The sequence below is a fragment of the Streptomyces kaniharaensis genome (genome assembly GCF_009569385.1).
Lineage (GTDB): Bacteria > Actinomycetota > Actinomycetes > Streptomycetales > Streptomycetaceae > Kitasatospora > Kitasatospora kaniharaensis.
The window spans coordinates 4,104,055-4,129,096 of the sequence record NZ_WBOF01000001.1; the positions used below are offsets into that span (position 1 = coordinate 4,104,055).

The 25,042-nt window shown below is 69.1% G+C and carries 16 protein-coding genes and 3 rRNA genes; 9 read left to right on the forward strand and 10 right to left on the reverse strand.

Annotated elements, in window-relative coordinates:
- Position 1 precedes the first annotated feature (1 nt).
- The 4 genes from F7Q99_RS18515 to F7Q99_RS18530 form a co-directional block, all read right to left on the reverse strand.
- Positions 2-1,153: a hypothetical protein gene (locus tag F7Q99_RS18515; RefSeq protein ID WP_153462876.1), complete on the reverse strand. Its 1,152-nt coding sequence runs from the start codon at positions 1,151-1,153 to the stop codon at positions 2-4.
- 27 nt (positions 1,154-1,180) lie between these two features.
- On the reverse strand, positions 1,181-1,936 hold the full coding sequence (locus tag F7Q99_RS18520; protein WP_153462878.1) for an ABC transporter ATP-binding protein: 756 nt from the start codon (positions 1,934-1,936) through the stop codon (positions 1,181-1,183).
- A gap of 211 nt (positions 1,937-2,147) precedes the next feature.
- Positions 2,148-3,542, reverse strand: coding sequence for an aspartate aminotransferase family protein (locus F7Q99_RS18525; RefSeq protein WP_153462880.1), 1,395 nt, complete (start codon positions 3,540-3,542; stop codon positions 2,148-2,150).
- Complete coding sequence (locus F7Q99_RS18530; protein WP_030243538.1) at positions 3,539-4,012, reverse strand: Lrp/AsnC family transcriptional regulator; 474 nt, start codon at positions 4,010-4,012, stop codon at positions 3,539-3,541. The genes F7Q99_RS18525 and F7Q99_RS18530 overlap by 4 nt, the downstream gene beginning before the upstream one ends.
- A 300-nt stretch (positions 4,013-4,312) precedes the next feature.
- Between F7Q99_RS18530 and F7Q99_RS18535 the strand changes: the two genes are divergently transcribed.
- Together F7Q99_RS18535 and F7Q99_RS18540 are read left to right on the forward strand one after the other, a co-directional pair.
- On the forward strand, positions 4,313-5,758 hold the full coding sequence (locus tag F7Q99_RS18535; protein ID WP_326846836.1) for a gamma-aminobutyraldehyde dehydrogenase: 1,446 nt from the start codon (positions 4,313-4,315) through the stop codon (positions 5,756-5,758).
- Between the two features lie 140 nt (positions 5,759-5,898).
- Complete coding sequence (locus F7Q99_RS18540; RefSeq protein ID WP_153462882.1) at positions 5,899-7,257, forward strand: aspartate aminotransferase family protein; 1,359 nt, start codon at positions 5,899-5,901, stop codon at positions 7,255-7,257.
- A 78-nt stretch (positions 7,258-7,335) separates the two neighbouring features.
- On the opposite strand, the gene F7Q99_RS18545 is transcribed toward F7Q99_RS18540, so the two are convergent.
- Positions 7,336-8,988 carry a PucR family transcriptional regulator ligand-binding domain-containing protein gene (locus F7Q99_RS18545; RefSeq protein WP_153466356.1) on the reverse strand — a complete coding sequence of 551 codons (1,653 nt, stop codon included), beginning with the start codon at positions 8,986-8,988 and terminating at the stop codon, positions 7,336-7,338.
- Between the two features lie 220 nt (positions 8,989-9,208).
- Between F7Q99_RS18545 and F7Q99_RS18550 the strand changes: the two genes are divergently transcribed.
- From F7Q99_RS18550 to F7Q99_RS18560, 3 genes are all read left to right on the forward strand, one after another.
- Positions 9,209-9,640 (forward strand): hypothetical protein, encoded by a 432-nt coding sequence (locus F7Q99_RS18550; RefSeq protein WP_153462884.1) that lies wholly within the window; start codon positions 9,209-9,211, stop codon positions 9,638-9,640.
- A 60-nt stretch (positions 9,641-9,700) separates the two neighbouring features.
- On the forward strand, positions 9,701-10,480 hold the full coding sequence (locus tag F7Q99_RS18555; RefSeq protein ID WP_153462886.1) for a hypothetical protein: 780 nt from the start codon (positions 9,701-9,703) through the stop codon (positions 10,478-10,480).
- Positions 10,481-10,713: 233 nt separating this feature from the next.
- Positions 10,714-12,237, forward strand: coding sequence for a CoA-acylating methylmalonate-semialdehyde dehydrogenase (locus tag F7Q99_RS18560; protein WP_153462895.1), 1,524 nt, complete (start codon positions 10,714-10,716; stop codon positions 12,235-12,237).
- Between the two features lie 124 nt (positions 12,238-12,361).
- On the opposite strand, the gene F7Q99_RS18565 is transcribed toward F7Q99_RS18560, so the two are convergent.
- From F7Q99_RS18565 to F7Q99_RS18575, 3 genes are all read right to left on the reverse strand, one after another.
- On the reverse strand, positions 12,362-13,006 hold the full coding sequence (locus F7Q99_RS18565; protein ID WP_153462897.1) for a TetR/AcrR family transcriptional regulator: 645 nt from the start codon (positions 13,004-13,006) through the stop codon (positions 12,362-12,364).
- A 117-nt stretch (positions 13,007-13,123) separates the two neighbouring features.
- Positions 13,124-13,888, reverse strand: a complete 765-nt coding sequence (locus tag F7Q99_RS18570) for a DUF4166 domain-containing protein (protein ID WP_153462899.1) — start codon at positions 13,886-13,888, stop codon at positions 13,124-13,126.
- On the reverse strand, positions 13,885-14,670 hold the full coding sequence (locus tag F7Q99_RS18575) for a hypothetical protein (protein ID WP_153462901.1): 786 nt from the start codon (positions 14,668-14,670) through the stop codon (positions 13,885-13,887). The genes F7Q99_RS18570 and F7Q99_RS18575 overlap by 4 nt, the downstream gene beginning before the upstream one ends.
- A gap of 708 nt (positions 14,671-15,378) precedes the next feature.
- Between F7Q99_RS18575 and F7Q99_RS18580 the strand changes: the two genes are divergently transcribed.
- The 4 genes from F7Q99_RS18580 (at position 15,379) to F7Q99_RS18595 (ending at position 21,461) form a co-directional block, all read left to right on the forward strand.
- Positions 15,379-16,902 (forward strand): 16S ribosomal RNA (locus tag F7Q99_RS18580).
- 277 nt (positions 16,903-17,179) lie between these two features.
- Positions 17,180-20,299, forward strand: a 23S ribosomal RNA gene (locus F7Q99_RS18585).
- Between the two features lie 72 nt (positions 20,300-20,371).
- Positions 20,372-20,488 (forward strand): 5S ribosomal RNA (gene rrf, locus F7Q99_RS18590).
- Together the 16S, 23S and 5S rRNA genes form the textbook arrangement of a ribosomal RNA operon.
- A 97-nt stretch (positions 20,489-20,585) precedes the next feature.
- A complete protein-coding gene (locus F7Q99_RS18595) occupies positions 20,586-21,461 on the forward strand; it encodes a phosphatase PAP2 family protein (RefSeq protein ID WP_153462903.1) in 876 nt (291 codons plus the stop codon).
- Here F7Q99_RS18595 and F7Q99_RS18600 read toward each other — a convergent pair.
- Both F7Q99_RS18600 and F7Q99_RS18605 read right to left on the reverse strand, forming a co-directional pair.
- The gene (locus F7Q99_RS18600) at positions 21,454-22,017 is read right to left on the reverse strand and encodes an acetate uptake transporter (RefSeq protein WP_326846837.1); all 564 of its coding nucleotides are present in this window, start codon (positions 22,015-22,017) and stop codon (positions 21,454-21,456) included. The genes F7Q99_RS18595 and F7Q99_RS18600 overlap by 8 nt on opposite strands.
- A 316-nt stretch (positions 22,018-22,333) precedes the next feature.
- A complete protein-coding gene (locus tag F7Q99_RS18605; protein WP_326846838.1) occupies positions 22,334-24,892 on the reverse strand; it encodes a SpoIIE family protein phosphatase in 2,559 nt (852 codons plus the stop codon).
- Between the last annotated feature and the right edge of the window lie 150 nt (positions 24,893-25,042).

A 25,042-nucleotide genomic window follows, 5' to 3' on the forward strand; every position in this document is an offset into this window, starting at 1 on the left:
CCTACCGCAGTCCGGCGGCGGCCAGCGCGGCCGTCGCCCCGCCGGTGACCAGCAGCGTCGTGCCTACCGCGAGCGTGCGCAGCGCGACCGCGCCGACGAGCAGCCGGGGCGAGGCGCCGAGGCGCAGCAGTGCGTCGGTGACGTCACGGCGGTCGGTGCGGACCTCCGCCAGCCGGGCCGCGACGGCCGCCGCCGTGCAGCCGAGCACCAGGCAGGCCTCGACGGCGGGCAGCACGTCGGCGCTGTCGGGGGTGCCGATCCAGTAGCGGATGGTGGTGAGCACCACCGCGACGACGAGGGTCAGGACGGCCAGCGGCGTGCCGAGCCGGCGGGCCTGCGCGGTGAGGCCGCGGCCGGCCAGCAGCCGCAGCGGGGTGGGCCGGCCGAGGGCGAGCACCCGCCCGGTCCAGGACAGCAGCGGGCCGGTGAGCAGGGCGAGGCCGAGGGCGCTCGCGGCCCAGCCGCCGAACGCGGCGACGCTGGTGCTGCCGAGTCCGGCCGGCAGGTGGACCGGGCGGCCGTCCGCGGCGGCGCCGGGCCGCAGGGCGAGGAGTTCGAGGGCGAGGCCGACCACGGCCAGGCCGATCGGCAGGGCGATCCGGAACGGGCCGAAGCCGGTGCGGGTGGTGGGCCGGCCGCCGGGCATGGTCCCGGCGACGGGCACCGCGCAGGCGGCGGCGATCCCGGCGGTGAGCGGCACCAGGGCGAGCAGGGCGACGGGGGCGACGGTCGGCAGCGGCACGCCCATGCCGAGGTCGGGGGCGAGCGAGGGCCCGGCGATGTCGTTGCGCAGCACCAGGAAGGCCAGCAGGGTGAGCACGCTGCCGAGGGTGCAGGCGAGGGCGATCTCGCCGGCGATCAGGGTTCGGATCCGGGCGGAGCCGGCCCCGGCGGCCGTGAGGCCGGCGATCCGCTCGGGCCGCCGGGCGGGCACGGCTCGGGCGGCGACGGCGGCGAACCAGGCGACGGCGGCCAGCGGGGGCAGGCACCAGAGCAGCCGGACGAGCGGATCGGCGCCGCCGGGCTGGTCGCTCAGCGCCCGGCCGAGGGAGCGCAGCAGGAAGGCGGCGACCACGGCGGAGGCGAGGGCGGTGAGCAGCCAGCGGCCGAGGTCGGGCACCCGGTAGCCCCGGGCCAGACGGAGATAGAACACGTCGACTCTTTCAGCGGCTCGGCGACGTCAGCGGCGGGTGGCCGAGACGGCGGACGCACCGGCCGTCCCCGGTGCGGCGGTGCCGCGCGGTACGGGGGCGGCGGGGGCGGTGAGCCGTCCGTCGACGAGGGCGACGGCGCGGTCCGCGAACCGGACGAGCTCGGGGTCGTGGGTGGCCAGGACGAGAGTGAGCTGGTGGGAGCGGGCCGCGCTGGTCAGTATCCGCAGGACCTGGTCGGCGGCCTCGCGGTGGAGCGGCGCGGTGGGTTCGTCGGCGAAGACGACGGACGGCAGCGGGGCGAGCGCGCGGGCGACGGCGATCCGCTGGCGCTGGCTCTGGACCAGCCGGTCGGGGCGCTGCCGGGCGATCTCGCCGACGTCGAGGCGGTTCAGCCACTCGTCGGCGGCGGTGTACGCGGCCTTGTTGCCGGCGCCGGCGAGCAGCAGCGGCAGGGCGACGTTCTCCCGGGCCGTCAGTTCGGGCACCAGGTGGGGTTCGGAGCCGACGAAGCCGAAACGGTCGCGGCGCAGCCGTTCGCGGCCGGCCCGGGTGAGGGTGTGCACGGGCGCGCTGTTGAACCAGACCTCGCCCTCGTCGACCGGGAGGTGGGCGGAGAGGCAGCCGAGCAGGGTGCTCTTGCCGGAGCCGCGCGGGCCGGTGACGGCGAGTACCTCGCCCTCGCGCACGCCGATCGAGATGCCGCGCAGAGCGGGGGTGCCCTGATGGGACTTGACGATCCCTCGGGCCCACAGCACGTCGTTGTCGGGCGGGGCCGCTGACATGAGGTTCCATCCTGGGTGGCCGCAGGGATATGACAGTCGTCAGATTAGAACGATCGGGACCTTGTGCGGTTGCGGCGCACTGGGCCATCGCGGGCAAATCACCCTCAATCCGGCATGTTTCCGTGGGGGTACGTCACCGGAACACCGAAGGGCGGTCCCGCGGGGAGCGGGACCGCCCTTCGGCGGAGGGTGGAGAAGGACGATCAGGTGATCAGAGCTTCGCCCACGCGTCGGTGAGGCTGGTCCGCAGGATCTGCTCGATCTCGTCGAAGGTCTTCTGGTCGGAGATCAGCGGCGGGGCCAGCTGGACGACCGGGTCGCCGCGGTCGTCGGCGCGGCAGTACAGGCCGTTGTCGAAGAGGGCCTTCGACAGGAAGCCGTAGAGCACGCGCTCGGTCTCCTCGTCGTTGAAGGTCTCCTTGGTGGCCTTGTCCTTGACGAGCTCGATGCCGTAGAAGTACCCGTTGCCGCGGACGTCGCCGACGATCGGCAGGTCGCGCAGCTTGCTCAGGGTGGCGAGGAAGCGCGACTCGTTGTCGAGCACGTGCTGGTTCAGGCCCTCGCGCTCGAAGATGTCGAGGTTGGCCAGCGCGACGGCGGAGGACACCGGGTGGCCGGCGAAGGTGTAGCCGTGCAGGAAGGTGTTGTCGCCCTTGTAGAACGGCTCGGCGATGCGGTCCGAGATGATCGTGGCGCCGATCGGGGAGTAGCCCGAGGTCATGCCCTTGGCGCAGGTGATCATGTCCGGCACGTAGCCGAACTTGTCGGCGCCGAACATGGTGCCGAGGCGGCCGAAGGCGCAGATGACCTCGTCCGAGACCAGCAGCACGTCGTGGCGGTCGCAGATCTCGCGCAGACGCTGGAAGTAGCCGGGCGGCGGCGGGAAGCAGCCGCCGGCGTTCTGCACCGGCTCGACGAAGACGGCGGCGACGGTCTCGGGGCCCTCGAAGAGGATCGCCTCCTCGACCTGGTCGGCGCACCAGCGGCCGTAGGCCTCGGGGTCGACGGTGCCGTCCGGGCCCTCGAGGTAGTGCGGGGCGCGGTAGATGTTGGTGTTCGGAGCCTTGTGGGTGCCCGGCACCAGCGGCTCGAAGGGGGCCTTCAGGCCCGGCAGGCCGGTGATCGACAGGGCGCCCTGCGGGGTGCCGTGGTAGGCGATGGCGCGGGAGATGACCTTGTACTTGGTCGGCTTGCCGGTCAGCTTGAAGTACTGCTTGGCCAGCTTCCAGGCGGTCTCGACGGCCTCGCCGCCGCCGGTGGAGAAGAAGACCTTGTTCAGGTCGCCCGGGGCGTAGTTGGCCAGGCGCTCGGCCAGCTCGACGGCCTTGGGGTGCGCGTAGCTCCAGATCGGGAAGAACGCGAGTTCCTTGGCCTGCTTGGCGGCCACCTCGGCGAGCTCGGTGCGGCCGTGACCGGCCTGCACGACGAACAGGCCGGCGAGGCCGTCGATGTACTTCCGGCCCTTGTCGTCCCAGATGTAGGTGCCCTCGCCCTTGACGATCGTCGGCACGGGGGAGTTCTCGTACGACGACATGCGGGTGAAGTGCATCCACAGGTGGTCGTAGGCGGTCTTGGAAAGGTCCTTCTGCGCCGGGTCGGCTGTCATCGGGTGCCCCAGGTGTAGGTCTGTTTCCGGAGCTTCAGGTAAACGAAGCTCTCGGTGCTCCGCACGCCGGGAAGCGCGCGGATGCGCTTGTTGATCAGTTCGAGCAGGTGCTCGTCGTCCTCGCAGACCAGTTCGGCCAGGAGGTCGAACGAGCCTGCGGTGCAGACGACGTAGTCGACCTCGTCGAGGGCGGCCAGCGCGTCGGCGACGGGCTCGATGTCACCCTCGACGCGGATCCCGACCATCGCCTGACGGGTGAATCCGACGGTGAGCGGGTCGGTGACGGCGACGATCTGCATCACGCCCTGGTCGAGCAGCTTCTGGACCCGCTGTCGTACGGCTGCCTCGGACAGGCCGACGGCCTTGCCGATGGCGGCGTACGGGCGGCGCCCGTCCTCCTGGAGCTGCTCGATGATCGCCTTGGAGGCGGCGTCGAGGGGAACGCTGGCGTTCCGGTCGCGGTTGGCCACGCCGTCACTGTGCCTGATCGTTCCCGTGTTCGCAAGCGCGGAATCTGCTGATTTCGTCGCGATCCTGGAAATCGCGTACGGATTTCATCGCGTGAGCGTGTCTGGTCTGTCGATAACGGCAGCGAAGCGGCTACCCTGGCACGGTACGCGCGCGGCTCCGGAGCGCAGCGCGCGTTCCCCCCACCAGTGGACCGCGCCGCTTCGGGCCCGGCCACTCGGCGCCCTTCGTGCGGCGGACCCGCCGACGTACCATGGCGCCGGAATCTGCAACGCCGCAGGCCCAGACCGAGGAGAGACTCCGTGAGCGACCTTCGCACGCTTCGCAACTACATCAACGGTGAGTTCGTCGACGCGGCCGACGGCCGCACGCTCGACATCGTCGACCCCACCACCGGCGAGGTCTACGCGACGTCCCCGCTGTCCGGCGCGGCCGACGTGGACGCCGCCATGGCCTCGGCCGCCGCCGCGTTCCCGGTCTGGCGCGACGCCACCCCGAGCACCCGCCAGAAGCTGCTCCTCAAGATCGCCGACGCGGTCGAGGCCCGCGCCGACGAGATCGTCGACGCCGAGGTGCGCAACACCGGCAAGCCCCGCGCGCTGACCCTCTCCGAGGAGATCGGCCCGATGGTGGACCAGATCCGGTTCTTCGCCGGTGCCGCCCGCCTGCTGGAGGGCAAGGCCGCCGGTGAGTACATGGACGGGATGACCTCGATCATCCGCCGCGAGCCGGTCGGCGTCTGCGCCCAGGTCGCGCCGTGGAACTACCCGATGATGATGGCCGTCTGGAAGTTCGCCCCGGCGATCGCGGCGGGCAACACCGTCGTCCTGAAGCCCTCGGACACGACCCCGGCCTCCACCGTGTTGCTGGCCGAGATCATCGGCGGCATCCTCAAGGAGCTGGAGCTGCCGGCCGGCGTCTTCAACGTGATCTGCGGTGACCGCGAGTCCGGCCGTCTGATGGTCGAGCACCGGACCCCGGCGATGGCCTCCATCACCGGTTCGGTCCGGGCCGGCATCCAGGTCGCCGAGTCGGCCTCCAAGGACGTCAAGCGCGTCCACCTGGAGCTGGGCGGCAAGGCCCCGGTCGTGGTCTTCGAGGACGCCGACATCGCCGAGGCCGTCGAGGGCATCTCGGTGGCCGGCTTCTTCAACGCCGGCCAGGACTGCACCGCCGCCACCCGCGTGCTGGTGCACGAGTCGATCCACGACGCGTTCGTCGAGGCGCTGGCCAAGGCCGCGGCCGAGACCAGGACCGGCGGCGTGGACGACGAGGACGTGCTGTACGGCCCGCTGAACAACGCCAACCAGCTGAAGCAGGTCGTCGGCTTCATCGAGCGGCTGCCCGCCCACGCCAAGGTCGAGGCCGGTGGCCACCAGGTCGGCGACAAGGGCTACTTCTACGCCCCGACCGTCGTCTCCGGCCTCCGTCAGGACGACGAGATCATCCAGAACGAGGTCTTCGGCCCGGTCATCACCGTGCAGAAGTTCACCGACGAGGACCAGGCCGTCGAGTACGCCAACGGCGTCGAGTACGCGCTGGCCTCCTCGGTGTGGACCAAGGACCACGCCCGCGCCATGCGGATGTCGCGCCGCCTGGACTTCGGCTGCGTGTGGATCAACACCCACATCCCGCTGGTGGCCGAGATGCCGCACGGTGGCTTCAAGAAGTCCGGCTACGGCAAGGACCTGTCCTCCTACGGCTTCGAGGACTACACCCGCGTGAAGCACGTCATGACGGCCATCTGACGAACGTCTGACCGTCTGAACTGACAATGGGCCCGGGTCCTTTCGACCCGGGCCCTCTCTTTGCACCCTGTCGGCCGTTCGCGTGACCGGCTGACACGATGAACCTGCACTTCGGGCACGGGACTCCATAGCCTTGCCGCATGAGCATCCCCACCGCTGACTCAGCCGCCGGCCAGGCCATCAAGGCCGTCGACCGCGCGCACGTCTTCCACTCGTGGTCCGCCCAGGCGCTGATCGACCCCCTCGCGGTGGCCGGCGCCGAGGGCTCGTACTTCTGGGACTACGACGGCAACCGCTACCTCGACTTCTCCTCGCAGCTGGTGAACACCAACATCGGGCACCAGCACCCGAAGGTGGTCGCCGCGATCCAGGAGCAGGCGGCCAAGCTCTGCACCGTCGCCCCCGGCTTCGCGGTCGAGTCCCGCAGCGAGGCCGCCCGGCTGATCGCCGAGCGCACCCCGGGCGACCTCGACAAGATCTTCTTCACCAACGGCGGCGCCGAGGCCAACGAGAACGCCATCCGGCTGGCCCGGCTGCACACCGGCCGGCAGAAGATCATGTCCACCTACCGCTCGTACCACGGCGCCACCGCCAACGCGATCGCCCTCACTGGCGACCCGCGCCGCTGGCCCAACGACACCGGCGTCTCCGGCGTGGTGCACTTCTGGGGTCCGTACACCTACCGCTCCAACTTCCATGCAGAGAACGACGCGCAGGAGTGCGAGCGTGCGCTGGAGCACCTGGAGCAGGTGATCGCGTTCGAGGGCCCGGGCACCATCGCGGCGATCATCCTGGAGACCGTGGTCGGCACCGCGGGCGTCCTGATCCCGCCGCCCGGCTACCTCGCCGGCGTCCGGGAGATCTGCGACAAGTACGGCATCGTGTTCATCCTCGACGAGGTGATGGCCGGCTTCGGCCGCGCCGGTGAGTGGTTCGCCGTCGACCACTGGGACGTCACCCCGGACCTGCTGACCTTCGCCAAGGGCGTCAACTCCGGTTACGTCCCGCTCGGCGGCGTGGCGATCAGTGCCGAGATCGCCGCCCGCTTCGACGAGCGGCCGTACCCCGGCGGGCTCACCTACTCCGGCCACCCGCTCGCCTGCGCCTCGGCCGTCGCCACCATCAACGCCATGGCGGACGAGGGCATCGTCGAACACGCCAGGCACATCGGGGAGACCGTGCTCGGCCCCGGCCTGCGCGAGCTGGCCGAGCGGCACCCCTCGATCGGCGAGGTCCGCGGTCTCGGCGTGTTCTGGGCGCTCGACCTGGTGAAGAACCGCGAGACCCGCGAGCCGCTTGTCCCGTACAACGCCGCCGGCGCCGCCAACGCGCCGATGGCCGAACTGGCCGCCGCCTGCAAGCAGCGCGGGCTCTGGCCGTTCATCAACATGAACCGCTTCCACGCCGTTCCGCCGTGCACCGTCTCCGAGGAGGAGGCCAAGGCCGGCCTCGCGGTGCTCGACGAGGCGCTGTCGCTCGCCGACGCGCACACCGTCTGACGTACCGTCCGGAACGGCCCCGGGGCGCCACCGATCACAGCGGTGGCGCCCCGGCGCGCCCCGCCGGGTACGAGGCCGCTAGCGGCGGACGGCGTCGAGGGCGAGCAGGGCGACGTGCAGGGAGAGGCAGGACTCGACCTGGTCGAGGTCGACGCCGAGGATCCGCTCGACCTTGTGCAGGCGGTCGTAGAAGGACGGCCGGGACAGGTGCGCGGCGTCGGCGGCCGCGGACTTGTTCCGGCCCTGCTCCAGGTAGGTCCGCAGCATCTGCACCAACTGCCCGTTGTGCTCGGCGTCGTGGGCGAGCAGCGGACCAAGTTCGCGCTCCACGTAGGTCTGCAGCCGGGCGTCGTCGCGCAGCAGGTGCAGCAGGCCGCGCAGCCGGACGTCGGGCAGCCGGTAGTACGACGCGGTCCGGCCGCCGGGCGCGTCGTGCAGTGCCGCGTCGGCGACCTGGGTGGCCTCCAGCAGGGTGCGCCGGGCGTCCCGGACCGAGCCGACCGAGGAGCCGACCGCGACGACCGGCGCCGGAACGGAGCCGGACTCGTGCTCGGCCTCGGCCGACATCCGGCGCAGCGCGGCCGAGAACGCGTCCAGCGCGGCGTGCTCGTCCTGCTGGGTGCCGAGCGCGATCAGGACGCCGACGCCCTCGTCGTCCAGCGCGCCGACCAGGGCGGAGAGCCGGCAGGCCCGGACGGCGTCGGCGGCCAGCTCGGTGAAGTCGCGCAGCCGGGCCTGCGCCTCCAGCGCGGCCGGGATCGGCCCGCGGCGCTGCCGCAGCACCACGCCGACCAGCCGGCGGCCCTCCAGCGGGACGCCGAGCGCCTGGGCGCGCAGGGCCGCCTCGGAGACGGTCAGCGCGTGGGTGAGGATCCCGGACAGCAGGGTGCGGTGGGTCTGCCGCTCCAGGCTCTCCCGGTCGCGCACTACCAGCCGGTTGAGCGCCAGGGCGGACGCGCCGCGCTCCAGCAGCATGGTGTGCGGGTGCGCCTCGCCCTCGGGCAGCGGGCCCGGTTCCTGGACGAGCACCAGCCTGCCCCAGTCCTGGCCGCGGGCGCCGACCGTGGTCACCAGCCAGCCGCTGCGCGGGTCGTAGCCGGTGCGGCCGGGCGGGCGGACGCCACGCGAGCGGCGCTCCCAGTCCTCCAGCAGCTCGGCCTCCGGGCGCCCGGCGGTGTCGTGGGCGAGCACCTGGTGGGCCAGGTTCTCCAGCACCACCGGCGCGCCCGCCATCAGAGCGACCTGGCGGATCACCTCGGGAGGCTCGGCGCCCTCGACCACCAGCTCGTTGAAGACCTGGTGGACGGCCTCGGAGGCGCGCAGCTGGTCCAGTTGGGCGTTGACCACGAGGGCGTGCACGGCCTCGGTGACGGCGACGAAGCGCAGTTCGCGGCGGAGCGTGATCAGCGGCAGGCCGCGCTGTTCGGCGGCGTGCACCAGGGCGCGGGGTAGCGAGTCGACGTAGCGCCGGCCGAACTCGACGACCAGACCGGCCACACCGACCTCGTCCAGGTCACGCACGTACCGGGCCAGCCCCTCGCGGTCCTCGGGCAGCGCGATGCCGGTGGTCAGCACCAGCTCCCCGCCCCGCAGCATCCCGGCGACGTCGGGCAGCTCGCTCACGTGGACCCAGCGGACCGGCCGCTCCAGATGGTCGGCGCCGGCGACGACCTGGGGCAGGCCGCGCCGCATCACCTCCAGATCGAGCACACGAGCGACGGTGGGGAGCATCGCGAGGGCCTCCGAGGTCATCAGGGGGACCAGAGTGTCAGGTAAATCATCCAACGCGATGACGACCTGTCGCCCTGTCCGAACCGAATCCCGCGTCGGAATCGGTCGTGTCCCCGATACCCGTGTAAGAGAGGCTCGCCGTCCGCCTCTCCACGGTGACGGCGGGTCTCAGTACCCGCCGTGCGACGACCGGCACGAACACCGAGAAGCGGGGACGGACATGGAGAGCACCGGACTGTACTGGCTCGCCCAGGTGGCGCCCGACCCGGAGGCGTTCCGGGAACAGTGGGAACGCACCGGACTGGGCCTGATGCTGCTGCCGGCCGGCCGCGGCTGGGACGTCCTCTCGGTGCCCGGGCGGCTCGGCCGCCCGGCCGTGGACATCCTGGACGCCGACGTCCGCGGCCCGGTCCTGACGGACTTCGGGGACGAGCACGTCGGCTTCCTCGTCCCGGTCGGCACCGCCGCCCGCTGGGTCGGCACCGGGGTGCGGTGCGCGGGGAAGGGCACCTGGATCGTCGTCCCCCACCCCGAGCGCAGCAGCCGCGGGGTGCGCTGGCTCGTCCCGCCGGACGGATCCGGACGGCTCAGCGACCCGGTGCTGCTGGAGCTCGCCCTGCACGAGGCCGCCGCCGGGCTCAGCGACTGGTGAGGCCAGGGCCGGGCCGTGGCCGATGGCGCGGCGGGCGGGCCGACGCGGGAGACTGGAGGTGTGACCACCGCCCCGGACGCCCTCGACCCGTCCCTCCGCCCGGGCCCGGCCCAGCTGCGGCTCGCCGAACTGGCCGCGCCCGTCTGCGACCGGTACGGGCTCGCGTTGGCCGGCGGGCACGCGCTGCGCGCCCACGGCGTGGCGGCCTGCGCCCAGGACGGTCTCACCCTGGTGGCCGGCGGCACCGACCTGCCGGACACCGAGCTGCCGGAGGTCGCCGCCGTGCTGGCCGACGCCTACCGCGCGGCCGGCGGTGAGGCGGCCGAGCGGCCCGGCACACCGCGGCTGGAGCAGCTCGCCGTCCGGCTCGCGCTCGGCGGGCGGACGCACTCGGTCGAGCTCCGCAAGGAGCCACTCGGCCACCGCCCGGTCCGGCTCCGCCTCGGCGCGCCCGCGCCGGGGGAGCCCGCGGTGACGCTGCCGGTCGTCGCGCTGCAGGACGCGGCCGCGCTCACCACGGCGCTGCTCGTCGACCGGGGCATGCCGCGCGACCTGATCGACGTGCACGCCCTCACCGGCTGCTACCGGGAGGGTGAACTCATCGCGCTGGCCTGCTCGTTGGACGCCGACTTCCAGCCCGCGGCGCTCGCCGACCGGCTGGAGACGCTGGCCGAGGCGGCGGACGGCCGGTTCCGCGGCCGGGGCGTCGCGGCGGACGCGGTGGACGAGCTGAAGCGCTGGGCGCTCGCATGGGCACAGGATCTGCGGTTGGACCTGCTGGAGACGCAGGAGGCGCCCGACGGTCTGCACGATCCGTACCTGGAAGCCACCGAGGACTGAGCCGGGGTCCGTGCCGGGGTTCATGTCGGGCATTCGGCCGAGCGACCGGACGACCTGTAAGGCTGAATCCCGGATCCCCGTCAGCCTGTTCGTTGAGGCCGGGCACGACGGCCACCAGACTGGGGGATGAGCGCGGTAGACCCGTGATTCCCGTCGCCCGGCCCACCCGCGGGCGGCGCCGGACAAGGGACCGGCGGCAGGACGCCGCCCGGGACTTCGGAGGCAGACGGACCTTGAGCAAGCACATCATTCACTGGATCGACGGCGAGCCGGTCGCCACCGCCGGCGCGGCTCCCCGTCGCGGCGACATCTTCGACCCGGCGACCGGCCAGGTCAGCGGACAGGTCGACTTCGCCGGGACCGCCGAGGTCGACCAGGCGGTGGCCGCCGCCGCCTCGGCCTTCGCGGACTGGCGCACCGCCTCGATCGCCAGGCGCACCTCGGTGCTCTTCGCCTTCCGCGAGCTGCTCAACGCCCGCCGCGACGAGCTGGCCGAGATCATCGTGTCCGAGCACGGCAAGGTCCACTCCGACGCGCTCGGTGAGATCGCCCGCGGCCTGGAGGTCGTCGAGTACGCGTGCGGCATTCCGCAGCAGCTCAAGGGCGGATTCACCGAGCAGGCGTCCAGCGGCATCGACGTCTACTCGATCCGCCAGCCGCTCGGGCCGGTCGCGGTCATCTCGCCGTTCAACTTCCCGGCCATGGTGCCGATGTGGTTCTTCGCGATCGCCATCGCGGCCGGCAACACGGTCGTGCTGAAGCCGTCGGAGAAGGACCCGTCCGCCGCCAACTTCCTCGCCGGGCTGTGGAAGGAGGCCGGGCTGCCAGCCGGCGTCTTCAACGTCGTGCACGGCGACAAGGTGGCCGTCGACCGCCTGCTGGAGCACCCGGACATCAAGTCCGTCAGCTTCGTCGGCTCCACCCCGATCGCCCGCTACGTCTACGAGACCGGCACCCGCTACGGCAAGCGCGTGCAGGCCCTGGGCGGCGCCAAGAACCACATGCTTGTGCTGCCCGACGCCGACCTCGACCTCGCGGCCGACGCCGCCGTCAACGCCGGCTTCGGCGCGGCCGGTGAGCGTTGCATGGCCGTCTCCGTCCTGGTCGCGGTCGACCCGATCGGTGACGAGCTGGTCGACAGGATCAAGCAGCGGATCGCCGCCCTCAAGGTCGGCCCCGGCTGCAACGGCGACTCCGAGATGGGCCCGCTGGTCACCGGACAGCACCGGGACAAGGTCACCTCCTACGTCGAGTCCGGCCTCGTCGACGGCGCCGAGCTCGCCGTCGACGGCCGCAAGCACCCGATCACCACCGAGGACAGGAACGGCGCCCCGACCGCGGACGGCTTCTGGCTCGGCCCCACGCTGTTCGACCACGTGAAGCCCGGCATGTCCGTCTACAACGACGAGATCTTCGGCCCGATCCTCTCCGTCGTCCGCGTCGCCTCCTTCGAGGAGGGCGTCGCCCTGATCAACGCCAACCCGTACGGCAACGGCACCGCCGTCTTCACCAACGACGGCGGCGCGGCCCGGCGCTTCCAGTTCGAGGTCGAGGTGGGCATGGTCGGCATCAACGTGCCGATCCCGGTCCCGGTCGCCTACTACTCCTTCGGCGGGTGGAAGGCCTCCCTGTTCGGCGACGCCCACGCGTACGGCCCGGACGGCGTCCACTTCTTCACCCGCGGCAAGGCCGTCACCCAGCGCTGGCTCGACCCCTCGCACGGCGGCATCAACCTCGGGTTCCCGACCCACAGCTGAGCCTGGGCTCCGGAGCCCCGCCCCCGGAGCCGACGGCCGGACCTCTACCCCTTGGAGGTCCGGCCGTCGTGCTTCCACTTCTGTGGTGCGTCGTGTGTGGGCGTGCCGTCCGTGGTGCGTGGGCTCAGACGATCGCGCCGTTGCGGCCCACCTCGCGCCGTACCTTGGCCCGGACCGCCCGGGACACCACAGGCCCGAGGCCGTCCACCACCTCGACCAGCACGCCCAGCCGGTCCAGGGCCGTGAACGCCGCGTCCGCCGCCTGCGGGTCCACGCCCTCGTAGAGCTCCAGACCGACGAACGCCCCGGTCACGGCGCGGGCCAGCCCGGGGAGGTCGAGGAACTCGGCGAGCGGGTGATCGGCGAAGAGCCGGTCCAACACCCGTTCGATCTCCTCCGTCCACATCCGCAGGGCATCGGCCGACGCCTCGGCGAGCTGTGGTTGTCCGGTCGAACCCGCCAGGAACTGCCCGAGCACGGCGACGTTCCCGTTGGCGCGCTCCTTCTCATGCAGCCGCTGCCCGAGGCTCAGCAGTTCGCGCAGGGAGCCCGCCGCCGCGAAGTGCGGCCGGTACTGCTCCAGCCGCTGCGCCGTCTCGCGCAGCGCGGCCGCCGCCAGCAGTCCCTCCACCGTCTTGAAGTGGTAGAACACCAGCGCCTGGTTGGCCCCGGCTTCGCCGGCGATGCTGCGCGCGGAGACGGCGGCGATTCCCTGCCGTTTGAGCACGCTGATGGCAGCCTCCATCAGCCGCTCGCGTGTATCGCTCATGCGGGGCAGCGTATCGGCCCCGCGTCGGCGCCCGGCCTTCCCCTCGTTCACGGGACCCGTCCCGTTCGGGGCTTCCCGGTGCTCACGAGGTTCCGTCTGCTCACGATGTCCCGATGCTCATGCGCGGGCCGACTCCCGGACCGGGCGGACGTGGTTCGGGATCCCCTCGGCACCGACCAGCGGATACTCGGCGGTGAACCAGCCCTGGTACCCCATCACCAGGCCGACCAGCGGGTTGGTCACCCGGACCTGGATGCGGAACCGGCCGGCCTCGTCGTCGAACCACTCGTGCAGGTCCGCCCGGCCGGTCAGCACCGACGGCCAGCGCGGCGAGCCCGGGAGCCCGGTGAGCCGCTGCTCTCCCGAGGAGATCACCAGGCCGCCCCGGGCCGTCACCTGGGGGTGGAGGTCGACCGCGAGGTGCTGATGCGTGCCCAGGAAGTCGACGACCGTACCCGGCCGGTCGTGCGAACCGATCATGGTCGCGTCGAAGCGGCGGGGCCGGGTGAACTGGAAGGTCCGCACGAAGGTGACGGTCTCGCGACCGAAGCCGTCCCGGTAGGCGTAGTTGGCGATGGTGAAGGGCACGTTCCTTCCCTGCTCCGGGAAGAGGATGTTCTGGCGGCTGCCGATCCTCAGGAACGGTGCCAGCCAGTCGGCCCCCCGGCGGATGCGCTCCATCCGCCCGGTGCCGATACAGGCGATGCCGTCCTCACTGGAGAAGCCGAACCGACGCTGCAGCTGAGGGTGCAGACGGTCGAAGTCGGAGCCCATGGCCTCCCGGAAGATCGACCGGCCGCTGCCGGTGCCGCCTGTGGCGCTGGCACGGGCGGGGACGGTGGAGGTGGTGGTGGCGGGCAGCGGTTCCACGGTGGTGGTCATGGGGTCTCCAGGGTGTCGAGCAGTCGGGGTGGACGGGCGGGACGGGTGCGGTCCGGCCGTCTGGCACAGCGCCGGGCCGCCGGGGTGAGCGCGGACGGTGGGGCGAGGAGCGAGAGGAGGAGAACGAGGACCGCGCAGCCGGCTCCGGCGATGACACCGGCTCGGCCGTCCGTCACGGTGTAGGCCAAGGCGCCGATCACGGCGGAGCAACCGAGTCGGATGGCCACCTCGCCGACGGCGCGGCGCCGGGAACGTTCGGGTGGCACGCCGTGTTCGGCCCACAGCCGGAGGCAGTCGAAGGACCAGGCCGTGAGCCAGCCGACGAAGGGCCGCACGAACCAGCGGTCCAGCCACGCCCCGCCAGGGAAGCGCCAGCCCCGGTAGTCGTAGCCCGTGGCGAAGAGGACGGATTCGTCGGTAGGGGAGCCGACCGGGGTGTACCGCCAGTACCCCGAGCCCTCCTGAAGCGGCGACAGCCCGCCGCCGGCAGCGAACCGCAGGGCGCTGATCCGGGAGCCGTCCGGCCGGTGCCGCTCTGCGGTGGTGACCCCGGTGCCGGTGAGGGCCGGCCCACCGGGCAGGCCCAGCCAGTACCGGAACCGGACCACGCCACGTCCGTCCGACGTGTCCCCCACGTCCTCCGCGTAGCGGATGCGGGTGAACCGGGCGTCCCAGCGTTCGTGCGACTCCGGGTTCTGGGTGAGTTCCCAGAGCACGTCCATCGGTGCGCGGATCCGAGCCTCGACGTAGATCGGCCTGGCCGACCGCCGGCGAGCAGGCATGACTGTCCCCCCGAGGTGAGCGTTTGAGCGACTGCTCAAGTGCGATGGCGGCATGATGGCAGACTTTTGAGCAGTCGCTCAAGAGGTCTTGTGGGACGGCCGGCGATCCCGGGGTGTTTGCATCGGCCGGCTGATCGGCGTAGTGTTCCCTAGTCGCTCGGCAGGGAGCACCGGACACGCGTTTGTGTGGACGGTCCCGGGGCGGCCAATCCTTCGAAACACCACTTCCCAGTTCGGGCTGGGTCGCGTCCTGCCTTTTTGGCTTTGCGGCCCGGGTCTGTTTTGGCGTGTCCGTTTATATGGATTGTGGCTGGATTCGCTTTTCGGAGCGGGGATCGGCTAGAGTTTGAAACGTCGGACGGGGCGTCAAGTCCTGGAAGGCACCGGCGAGTTGGATGACGAAGCCCTGGAAAACGGAGCGGAAAACATCTGATAAGCTGGAAACACGAAAGAACGAAGCGCCCAGAGGGCCCGCTGGAAGGCGGCCTGAAGGAAGTGCCCGTTCCTTGAGAACTCAACAGCGTGCCAAAAGTCAACGCCAGATATGTTGACATCCCCGGCCTCGGTCGTCTGATCGGGGTTGGAGATTCCTTTTGAAATAAACACTAGCGAGGACGCAGTGCGCGGGGCCGCCCTATTCCGGTGGTTGCCGTGCCGCTCAACGCGGGTGTCGACCCGGCGCTTTTAATTGAGCGCTGTGGGTAAACATTCACGGAGAGTTTGATCCTGGCTCAGGACGAACGCTGGCGGCGTGCTTAACACATGCAAGTCGAACGGTGAAGCCCTTCGGGGTGGATCAGTGGCGAACGGGTGAGTAACACGTGGGCAATCTGCCCTGCACTCTGGGACAAGCCCTGGAAACGGGGTCTAATACCGGATATGACCTTCCTCCGCATGGGGGTTGGTGGAAAGCTCCGGCGGTGCAGGATGAGCCCGCGGCCTATCAGCTTGTTGGTGGGGTAATGGCCTACCAAGGCGACGACGGGTAGCCGGCCTGAGAGGGCGACCGGCCACACTGGGACTGAGACACGGCCCAGACTCCTACGGGAGGCAGCAGTGGGGAATATTGCACAATGGGCGAAAGCCTGATGCAGCGACGCCGCGTGAGGGATGACGGCCTTCGGGTTGTAAACCTCTTTCAGCAGGGAAGAAGCGCAAGTGACGGTACCTGCAGAAGAAGCACCGGCTAACTACGTGCCAGCAGCCGCGGTAATACGTAGGGTGCGAGCGTTGTCCGGAATTATTGGGCGTAAAGAGCTCGTAGGCGGCCTGTCGCGTCGGATGTGAAAGCCCGGGGCTTAACCCCGGGTCTGCATTCGATACGGGCAGGCTAGAGTGTGGTAGGGGAGATCGGAATTCCTGGTGTAGCGGTGAAATGCGCAGATATCAGGAGGAACACCGGTGGCGAAGGCGGATCTCTGGGCCATTACTGACGCTGAGGAGCGAAAGCGTGGGGAGCGAACAGGATTAGATACCCTGGTAGTCCACGCCGTAAACGTTGGGAACTAGGTGTTGGCGACATTCCACGTCGTCGGTGCCGCAGCTAACGCATTAAGTTCCCCGCCTGGGGAGTACGGCCGCAAGGCTAAAACTCAAAGGAATTGACGGGGGCCCGCACAAGCAGCGGAGCATGTGGCTTAATTCGACGCAACGCGAAGAACCTTACCAAGGCTTGACATATGCCGGAAAACCGTGGAGACACGGTCCCCCTTGTGGTCGGTATACAGGTGGTGCATGGTTGTCGTCAGCTCGTGTCGTGAGATGTTGGGTTAAGTCCCGCAACGAGCGCAACCCTTGTTCTGTGTTGCCAGCATGCCTTTCGGGGTGATGGGGACTCACAGGAGACTGCCGGGGTCAACTCGGAGGAAGGTGGGGACGACGTCAAATCATCATGCCCCTTATGTCTTGGGCTGCACACGTGCTACAATGGTCGGTACAAAGGGCTGCGATGCCGTGAGGCGGAGCGAATCCCAAAAAGCCGGCCTCAGTTCGGATTGGGGTCTGCAACTCGACCCCATGAAGTTGGAGTTGCTAGTAATCGCAGATCAGCATGCTGCGGTGAATACGTTCCCGGGCCTTGTACACACCGCCCGTCACGTCACGAAAGTCGGTAACACCCGAAGCCGGTGGCCTAACCCGTAAGGGGAGGAGCCGTCGAAGGTGGGACCAGCGATTGGGACGAAGTCGTAACAAGGTAGCCGTACCGGAAGGTGCGGCTGGATCACCTCCTTTCTAAGGAGCATTTATGCCGGTTGCAGGCGAGTGTCCTGCACGGTTGCTCATGGGTGGAACGTTGACTATTCGGCGCAGTGAGAGATTGGACGTTAGTACTGCCTTCGGGCGTGGAACGCGGTCTGGGATCGGCTGTGTCGGGCACGTTGTTGGGTCCTGAGGGAACGGAAACGTTGTCTCAGTGGTTGCCGGCCTCACTTGAGGCAGCCCGGTTGGGTTGTTGAGGGTGGGTGACTGGTCGTTGTTTGAGAACTGCACAGTGGACGCGAGCATCTGTGGCCAAGTTTTTAAGGGCGCACGGTGGATGCCTTGGCACTAGGAACCGATGAAGGACGTGGGAGGCCGCGATAGGCCCCGGGGAGCTGTCAACCGAGCTTTGATCCGGGGGTGTCCGAATGGGGAAACCCGGCAGTCGTCATGGGCTGTCACCCGCTGCTGAACACATAGGCAGTGTGGAGGGAACGCGGGGAAGTGAAACATCTCAGTACCCGCAGGAAGAGAAAACAACCGTGATTCCGGGAGTAGTGGCGAGCGAAACTGGATGAGGCTAAACCGTTTTGGTGTGAGACCCGGCAGGGGTTGCCAATGCGGGGTTGTGGGAATGAGCTTCAGTCGTCTGCCGGCGGCTGGGCGAGTCAGAAACCGTATGGGTAGTCGAAGGACATGCGAAAGGTTCGGCGTAGAGGGTAAGACCCCCGTAGACGAAATCTGTACGGCTTGCTTGCTCATCTCCCAAGTAGCACGGGGCCCGAGAAATCCCGTGTGAATCTGGCGGGACCACCCGCTAAGCCTAAATATTCCCTAGTGACCGATAGCGGATAGTACCGTGAGGGAATGGTGAAAAGTACCGCGGGAGCGGAGTGAAATAGTACCTGAAACCGTGTGCCTACAAGCCGTGGGAGCGTCGTTCGCCAGCTTGCTGGTGGGCCGTGACTGCGTGCCTTTTGAAGAATGAGCCTGCGAGTTTGCGGTGTGTAGCGAGGTTAACCCGTGTGGGGTAGCCGTAGCGAAAGCGAGTCCGAATAGGGCGTTTGAGTTGCATGCCCAAGACCCGAAGCGGAGTGATCTAGCCATGGGCAGGTTGAAGCGCGGGTAAGACCGTGTGGAGGACCGAACCCACCAGGGTTGAAAACCTGGGGGATGACCTGTGGTTAGGGGTGAAAGGCCAATCAAACTCCGTGATAGCTGGTTCTCCCCGAAATGCATTTAGGTGCAGCGTCACGTGTTTCTTGCCGGAGGTAGAGCACTGGATAGGCGATGGGCCTTACCGGGTTACTGACCTTAGCCAAACTCCGAATGCCGGTAAGTGAGAGCGTGGCAGTGAGACTGTGGGGGATAAGCTCCATGGTCGAGAGGGAAACAGCCCAGAACACCGACTAAGGTCCCTAAGCGTGTGCTAAGTGGGAAAGGATGTGGAGTCGCAGAGACAACCAGGAGGTTGGCTTAGAAGCAGCCACCCTTGAAAGAGTGCGTAATAGCTCACTGGTCAAGTGATTCCGCGCCGACAATGTAGCGGGGCTCAAGCACATCACCGAAGTCGTGTCATTGCAGCAATACTCCTAACGGGGGCTGTGATGGGTAGGGGAGCGTCGTGTGCCGGGTGAAGCGGCGGTGGAAACCAGTCGTGGACGGTATACGAGTGAGAATGCAGGCATGAGTAGCGATACAAGAGTGGGAAACTCTTGCGCCGATTGACCAAGGGTTCCTGGGTCAAGCTGATCTGCCCAGGGTAAGTCGGGACCTAAGGCGAGGCCGACAGGCGTAGTCGATGGACAACGGGTTGATATTCCCGTACCCGCTTTGAAGCGCCAACGCTGAACCAGGTGATGCTAAGGCCGTGAAGCCGTCCTGGATCCTTCGGGTGAAGGGGAGTGGTGGAGCCGCTGATCCAAGTCTGTAGTAGGTGAGCGATGGGGTGACGCAGGAAGGTAGTCCAGCCCGGGCGGTGGTTGTCCCGGGGTAAGGGTGTAGGACGCAGGGTAGGCAAATCCGCCCTGCATATAGTCTGAGACCTGATGCCGAGCCGATTGTGGTGAAGTGGATGATCCTATGCTGTCGAGAAAAGCCTCTAGCGAGTTTCATGGCGGCCCGTACCCCAAACCGACTCAGGTGGTCAGGTAGAGAATACCGAGGCGTTCGGGTGAACTATGGTTAAGGAACTCGGCAAAATGCCCCCGTAACTTCGGGAGAAGGGGGGCCATTCCTGGTGATAGCACTTGCTGCTTGAGCTGGGGGTGGCCGCAGAGACCAGCGAGAAGCGACTGTTTACTAAAAACACAGGTCCGTGCGAAGCCGTAAGGCGATGTATACGGACTGACGCCTGCCCGGTGCTGGAACGTTAAGGGGACCGGTTAGCTCCATTTCGGTGGGGCGAAGCTGAGAACTTAAGCGCCAGTAAACGGCGGTGGTAACTATAACCATCCTAAGGTAGCGAAATTCCTTGTCGGGTAAGTTCCGACCTGCACGAATGGCGTAACGACTTCTCGACTGTCTCAACCATAGGCCCGGTGAAATTGCATTACGAGTAAAGATGCTCGTTTCGCGCAGCAGGACGGAAAGACCCCGGGACCTTTACTATAGCTTGATATTGGTGTTCGGTTCGGCTTGTGTAGGATAGGTGGGAGACTGTGAAGCGGCAACGCCAGTTGTTGTGGAGTCGTCGTTGAAATACCACTCTGGTCGTGCTGGATGTCTAACCTGGGTCCGTGATCCGGATCAGGGACAGTGTCTGGTGGGTAGTTTAACTGGGGCGGTTGCCTCCTAAAGGGTAACGGAGGCGCCCAAAGGTTCCCTCAGCCTGGTTGGCAATCAGGTGTTGAGTGTAAGTGCACAAGGGAGCTTGACTGTGAGACTGACGGGTCGAGCAGGTACGAAAGTAGGGACTAGTGATCCGGCGGTGGCTTGTGGAAGCGCCGTCGCTCAACGGATAAAAGGTACCCCGGGGATAACAGGCTGATCTTCCCCAAGAGTCCATATCGACGGGATGGTTTGGCACCTCGATGTCGGCTCGTCGCATCCTGGGGCTGGAGTAGGTCCCAAGGGTTGGGCTGTTCGCCCATTAAAGCGGTACGCGAGCTGGGTTTAGAACGTCGTGAGACAGTTCGGTCCCTATCCGCTGTGCGCGTAGGAGTGTTGAGAAGGGCTGTCCCTAGTACGAGAGGACCGGGACGGACGAACCTCTGGTGTGCCAGTTGTTCTGCCAAGGGCATGGCTGGTTGGCTACGTTCGGGAGGGATAACCGCTGAAAGCATCTAAGCGGGAAGCCTGCTTCGAGATGAGCACTCCCACCTCCTTGAGAGGGTAAGGCTCCCAGTAGACGACTGGGTTGATAGGCCGGATATGGAAGCCCTGTGAGGGGTGGAGTTGACCGGTACTAATAGGCCGAGGGCTTGTCCTCAGTTGCTCGCGTCCACTGTGTTGTTCTGAAACAACGACTGCCCTGTCGGCGGGTCGGACAGTTTCATAGTGTTTCGGTGGTCATAGCGTGAGGGAAACGCCCGGTTACATTCCGAACCCGGAAGCTAAGCCTTACAGCGCCGATGGTACTGCAGGGGGGACCCTGTGGGAGAGTAGGACGCCGCCGAACAATCATTCCAAAAAGACCCCCTCCCACGCCGGGAGGGGGTCTTTTTGCGTTACCCTCTGCCAACACGAACCGGCGTCGGTGGAGAGGCACGATCCGCTTGCAGAACCTGACCCTTACCTGGCAGTCCGCCGGGGGCACCGCGGTCGCTCTCTACGGCGGTGCGTACGTGGCTGCCCGGGTTCGGAAGCCGTTGCTGTCGGCGCTGCTGCGCGAGGCCGGCACGCTGTTGGCGCTGTTCGCGCTCTGGCAGCTGGTGGGCCATCTGTCGGTGATGAGCACCGACCACGCGCTGGACCGTGCCAGCTGGATCCATCGGACGGAGCTGGCGATCGGGTTGCCGGACGAGGCGTCCTGGCAGGCGGCCGTCAGGCCGTATCCGGTGCTCGTGAGGCTGGCGAACTACTACTACGCCGCCATGCACTTCGCCGTGATGCTGGCCGTGCTGCTCTGGGTGTTCCTGCGCCATCGCGAGCGTTACGCGTGGGTGCGCAACACCGTGGTGATCACGACCGCGGTCTGCCTGCTCGTGCAGTTCATTCCGGTGGCGCCGCCCCGGATGCTGCCGCAGAACGGGTTCGTCGACGTGGCCGCGGAGTACGGGCAGTCGGTGTACGGGGGTGCGGTCGGCGGTGTGGTGGTGGCGGACCAGCTGTCGGCGATGCCGTCGGTGCACGTGGCGTGGTGTGTGCTGGCGGCGGTCGCGGTGATCCGGGTGTCGCCGAGCCCGTTTCGGTGGGTGATGGTGCTGCATCCGGTGCTGACCGTCGCGGTGGTCGTGGTGACCGCCAACCACTTCTGGGCGGACGGCATCGTCGCGCTCACGATCCTGCTCTTCGCGTACGCCGTCCTGGCGTTGGCGGCACGTCGACGGGGCCGGACCTCCTCCGTCGACACCGACGTCGCCACGGACGCCGACGCGGGAGCGGTCCGACCCCGCCGGACTTCGTCGGATCACTCGAAGCAGGTCACTTGACCGGCAGGGCGATCCGGCCCCAGGCGCCGTTGCTCAGCCTGGAGGTGGCCCAGTACCAGGCGGCGAGCCCGGAGACGGCCGCGACCCAGCCCGCGAACTTGGCGAGGCCGCTGTAGTTGCCGAACGCGGCGATGGCGGACAGGATCAGGGAGAGCGTGAACAGGCCGTAGACGGCTCTACTGAACAGCCCCGCGCCCCAGCCTGCCGCGGTGAGGCTGAGGGCGAGCAGGGCCCACAGCAGCAGGAACAGCCCGGCGGCGTTCTTGCTCGCTCCGCCGGTCACCGACCAGGTCGCCCAGAAGGCGCCGAGGCTGGTGAAGGCGGTGCCGGTGAAGCCGTCGCCGCCGCGGAGCTGCCAGAGGCCCGCGACGAACAGGGTGATTCCGCCGACGACGTGGGCGAGATGTGCCGCGTCCCCGATCCCGGTGCCCTTGAGGACGCCGGTGGAGAGCAGGCCGTAGGCGAGCAGTGTCAGGCCGAGTGCGAGGTAGCCGAGGTTACCCGCGTCGGCTCCGGTGGAGCGGGCGTTCGTTGCCCCGGTAGCGTCGTTGCTCACCGGAGGCTCCTTTCACTCTGGGCGCGCGCAGGGCGCGGTCAACGCATGGTGGGGTCCGATGGGATGAATGCGCGCGACCGCGCCCAGGGCACACGGCTGGAGCGTGCGCGGGCTGCGGTCAGAGGTGACGGGCCGAGGGGCCGAATGAAGGGCCGACGGGAGAGCCGTCGGTCGTGTCCCCGCCGAGGGATTCCCCGGTGAGATCGGTGTACCCGGCCCGACCCGCTTGTACCCTTGTGAATCGTACAATTTGTGACACCGTCAGCTGCGGAACGCTCACGGTTGGCCTTGGTTGGTCGGATGTGCTCAGATCCGCTCAGCCCGTGCGCTGAGCCGGCACCCGCAGGGTCAGGATGGCCATGTCGTCGGACGGCGGTTCCGGGGCGAAGCGCTCGACGGCGCGCTGCACGCGCATGGCGACGGCTCCGGCCGTGAGGCCGGTGCAACCGGTGAGGACCTCGGCGAGGCCGTCGTCCCCCAGCATCCGCCGACCCTCGCGGCGTTCGGTGACGCCGTCGGTGACGCAGAGCAGGACCTCGCCGGGGGCGAGCACCAGCTGTTCGGCGGTGAGGTCGAGGTCGTCCATGACGCCCAGCAGGGGCTGCGGGGTGGCGGCGCGGTCGACCTGGCCGTCGGTGCGCAGCCGCAGCGGCAGCGGGTGGCCGGCACAGACCAGGGACAGTTCGGTGCTGCCGTCCGGTCGGGGCGTCAGTTCGCCGTAGAGCAGGGTGAGGAAGCGGCTGCGCGAACCCTCGTCCAGGATGGCCGCGTTGAGCCGGCTGAGGACCTGCGCGGCGTCCAGGCCCTCGCGGGCGAGCAGCCGCAGCGAGTGGCGGGCGAGGCCGGTGACGGAGGCGGCCTCGGGGCCGGTGCCGCAGACGTCGCCGATGGCGAAGCCGTAGGTGCCCTCGCGGATGGTGAACAGGTCGTAGAAGTCGCCGCCGACCTCGTTGCCCTCGCCGGCGGCCTGGTAGTAGACGTCCACCTCGACGCCGGGGATCTCGGGCAGGTCGGGCGGGAGCAGGCTGCGCTGCAGGGCCTGGCTGGTGGCGGTGCGCTCGGAGTACAGCCGGGAGTTGTCGAGGGCGAGCGCGGCCCGGCGGGACAGGTCCTCGGCGAGTTCGAGGATCTCCTGCCGGAACCGGACGCCCGCCGGGGTGCCGAGGGCCAGCAGGCCGATGACGCGGTTGCGAGCGGTGAGCGGCAGGACGACCGTCTCGCCTAGCAGGCCGGAGAGTTCGGGGCTGTCGGTGAGGCCGCCGGCGGCGGTCTCGGCGGGCGCGGGCCAGAAGCGGACGCTGTGGGCGGGGGCGGCCTCCGGGACGGCGGTCTTGTCGAGCAGCGCGCGCAACGGGTCGATCCGGTCCTCGTCCTCGTGCAGGACGAAGGCGAGGCCGGGCACGGTGCCGTGGTCGCCCTTGGTGTAGACGGCGCACCAGGAGGCGAGGGTGGGGACGGCCATCTGGGCCATCAGGGCGAGGGTCTGCTCGTGTTCGAGGGTGCCGGCGAGCAGGTCGGAGGCCTCGACGAGGAAGGACAGCGAGCCGCGGCGCAGCCGTTCGAGCTCGGTGAGGCGGGTGCTCTCGATGGCGAGCGCGACCCGGTCGGCGGCGAACTGCAGGCGCAGCGCGTCCTCGTTGTCGTAGCGGCCGGGGGCGGCGGTGGCGATGCCGAGCGAGCCGATCAGGCGGCCCTCGACCTTGAGCGGGACGGTGAGGAGGGAGCGCAGGCCGCTGCCGTCGAGCAGGGGCAGGCCGGTCGGACGGGCGGTCAGGTCCTCGTGGACGGAGGGCAGCCGGGCGGAGTCGTAGCGGTTGCCGCTCTCGACCGGGAAGCGGGCGTGGCGGCGGTACCCGGTGGTGAGGCCGGTGGCGGCGCGGACCTCGAACTCGGTCTCGTCGTCGGTGGTGAGGAGCAGGTACGCGGCGTCGGCGTCGAGCAGGTCGCGGGCACGTTCGACGGTGCGCTGGAGCAGGGTGTCGAGGTCGTCGGTGGCGACCGGGCCGGCCAGCAGGTCGAGCCGGGGGCCCGCCTGGTCGGAGCGTTCGCCGGGCAGGGCGCGGGCGGGGGCGCGGAGCACCGCGCGGTCGGGTTCGAGGACGAGCAGGCAGAGGGTGGAGGGGACGCCCTCGGTGTCGCGGACGCGGACCTGGACGCCGTACACCTCGACGGTGCGGGCGTCGGCGCGGCGGACGGCGAAGCCGCCCTCCCAGCGGGCGAGGCGCAGCGTCTCGGCGAGTCCGAGGCCGCGGGCGGGGGCGTCGGGCCAGACGGCGAGGTCCGCCCAGGGGCGGCCGAGGACGGTGTCGGCGGCGTACTGGAAGAGCGCCTCGGCGTCCGGGTTCCAGGCGAGGACGCGGCCGTCGTCGTCGAGCTGGACGACGGCGACGTGCACCGGGCCGGGGCCGCTGGGCAGGTCGCTGCCGGGGGTGGCGGGGACGGCGTAGCGGGTGCCGGCGACCGGGACGGGCAGGGCGAGCCGGAACCAGACGGTCTTGCGGCCGGCCGCGTACTCGACGCCCCAGCGCTCGGCCAGCGCGGAGCACATCAGCAGGCCGCGGCCGCCCTCGCCGTCGGGGTCGGCGTAGTGGTCGGAGGAGGTGGTGGGGACGTCGGTGAAGGCGGGCAGGCCGCGTTCGGGGTGGTGGTCGGTGACCTCGATCCGGACGGTCTCCTCCTCGCGCAGGCAGCAGACCTCGGCGGCGGTGCCGGCGTGCACGACGGCGTTGGTGACCAGTTCGGAGACCAGGACGACGGCGTCGTCGACGACCTCGGGCAGGCCCCAGCCGAGCAGCGCGTCCCGGACGAAGCCGCGGGCGGCGGCTGCCGACCGGCCGTCCGGGTCGAAGGTGGCGGCTGCGCGCGCGGTGACCACGTTGCCACGTCTCCTCTGCTGCTCTGGCTGGCTGTCCGTGCGCGGCGCCGACTCCCCGTGCGCGCCGGCCCGGTGAGCGGCGGCGCTGGGTCGGGTCGTGGCCCGGTGCAGCGCTCCACCCTACTTTCCGCTTGGTTCCCCGTGGGGGCG

Bases quoted from the DNA above. Each gene is read 5' to 3' on its own strand.
- F7Q99_RS18575 (WP_153462901.1), bottom strand. From the start codon at position 14,670: ATGCCTGCTCGCCGGCGGTCGGCCAGGCCGATCTACGTCGAGGCTCGG.
- F7Q99_RS18540 (WP_153462882.1), top strand. From the start codon at position 5,899: ATGAGCATCCCCACCGCTGACTCAGCCGCCGGCCAGGCCATCAAGGCC.
- F7Q99_RS18570 (WP_153462899.1), bottom strand. From the start codon at position 13,888: ATGACCACCACCGTGGAACCGCTGCCCGCCACCACCACCTCCACCGTC.
- F7Q99_RS18520 (WP_153462878.1), bottom strand. From the start codon at position 1,936: ATGTCAGCGGCCCCGCCCGACAACGACGTGCTGTGGGCCCGAGGGATC.
- F7Q99_RS18525 (WP_153462880.1), bottom strand. From the start codon at position 3,542: ATGACAGCCGACCCGGCGCAGAAGGACCTTTCCAAGACCGCCTACGAC.
- F7Q99_RS18550 (WP_153462884.1), top strand. From the start codon at position 9,209: ATGGAGAGCACCGGACTGTACTGGCTCGCCCAGGTGGCGCCCGACCCG.
- F7Q99_RS18565 (WP_153462897.1), bottom strand. From the start codon at position 13,006: ATGAGCGATACACGCGAGCGGCTGATGGAGGCTGCCATCAGCGTGCTC.
- F7Q99_RS18545 (WP_153466356.1), bottom strand. From the start codon at position 8,988: ATGCTCCCCACCGTCGCTCGTGTGCTCGATCTGGAGGTGATGCGGCGC.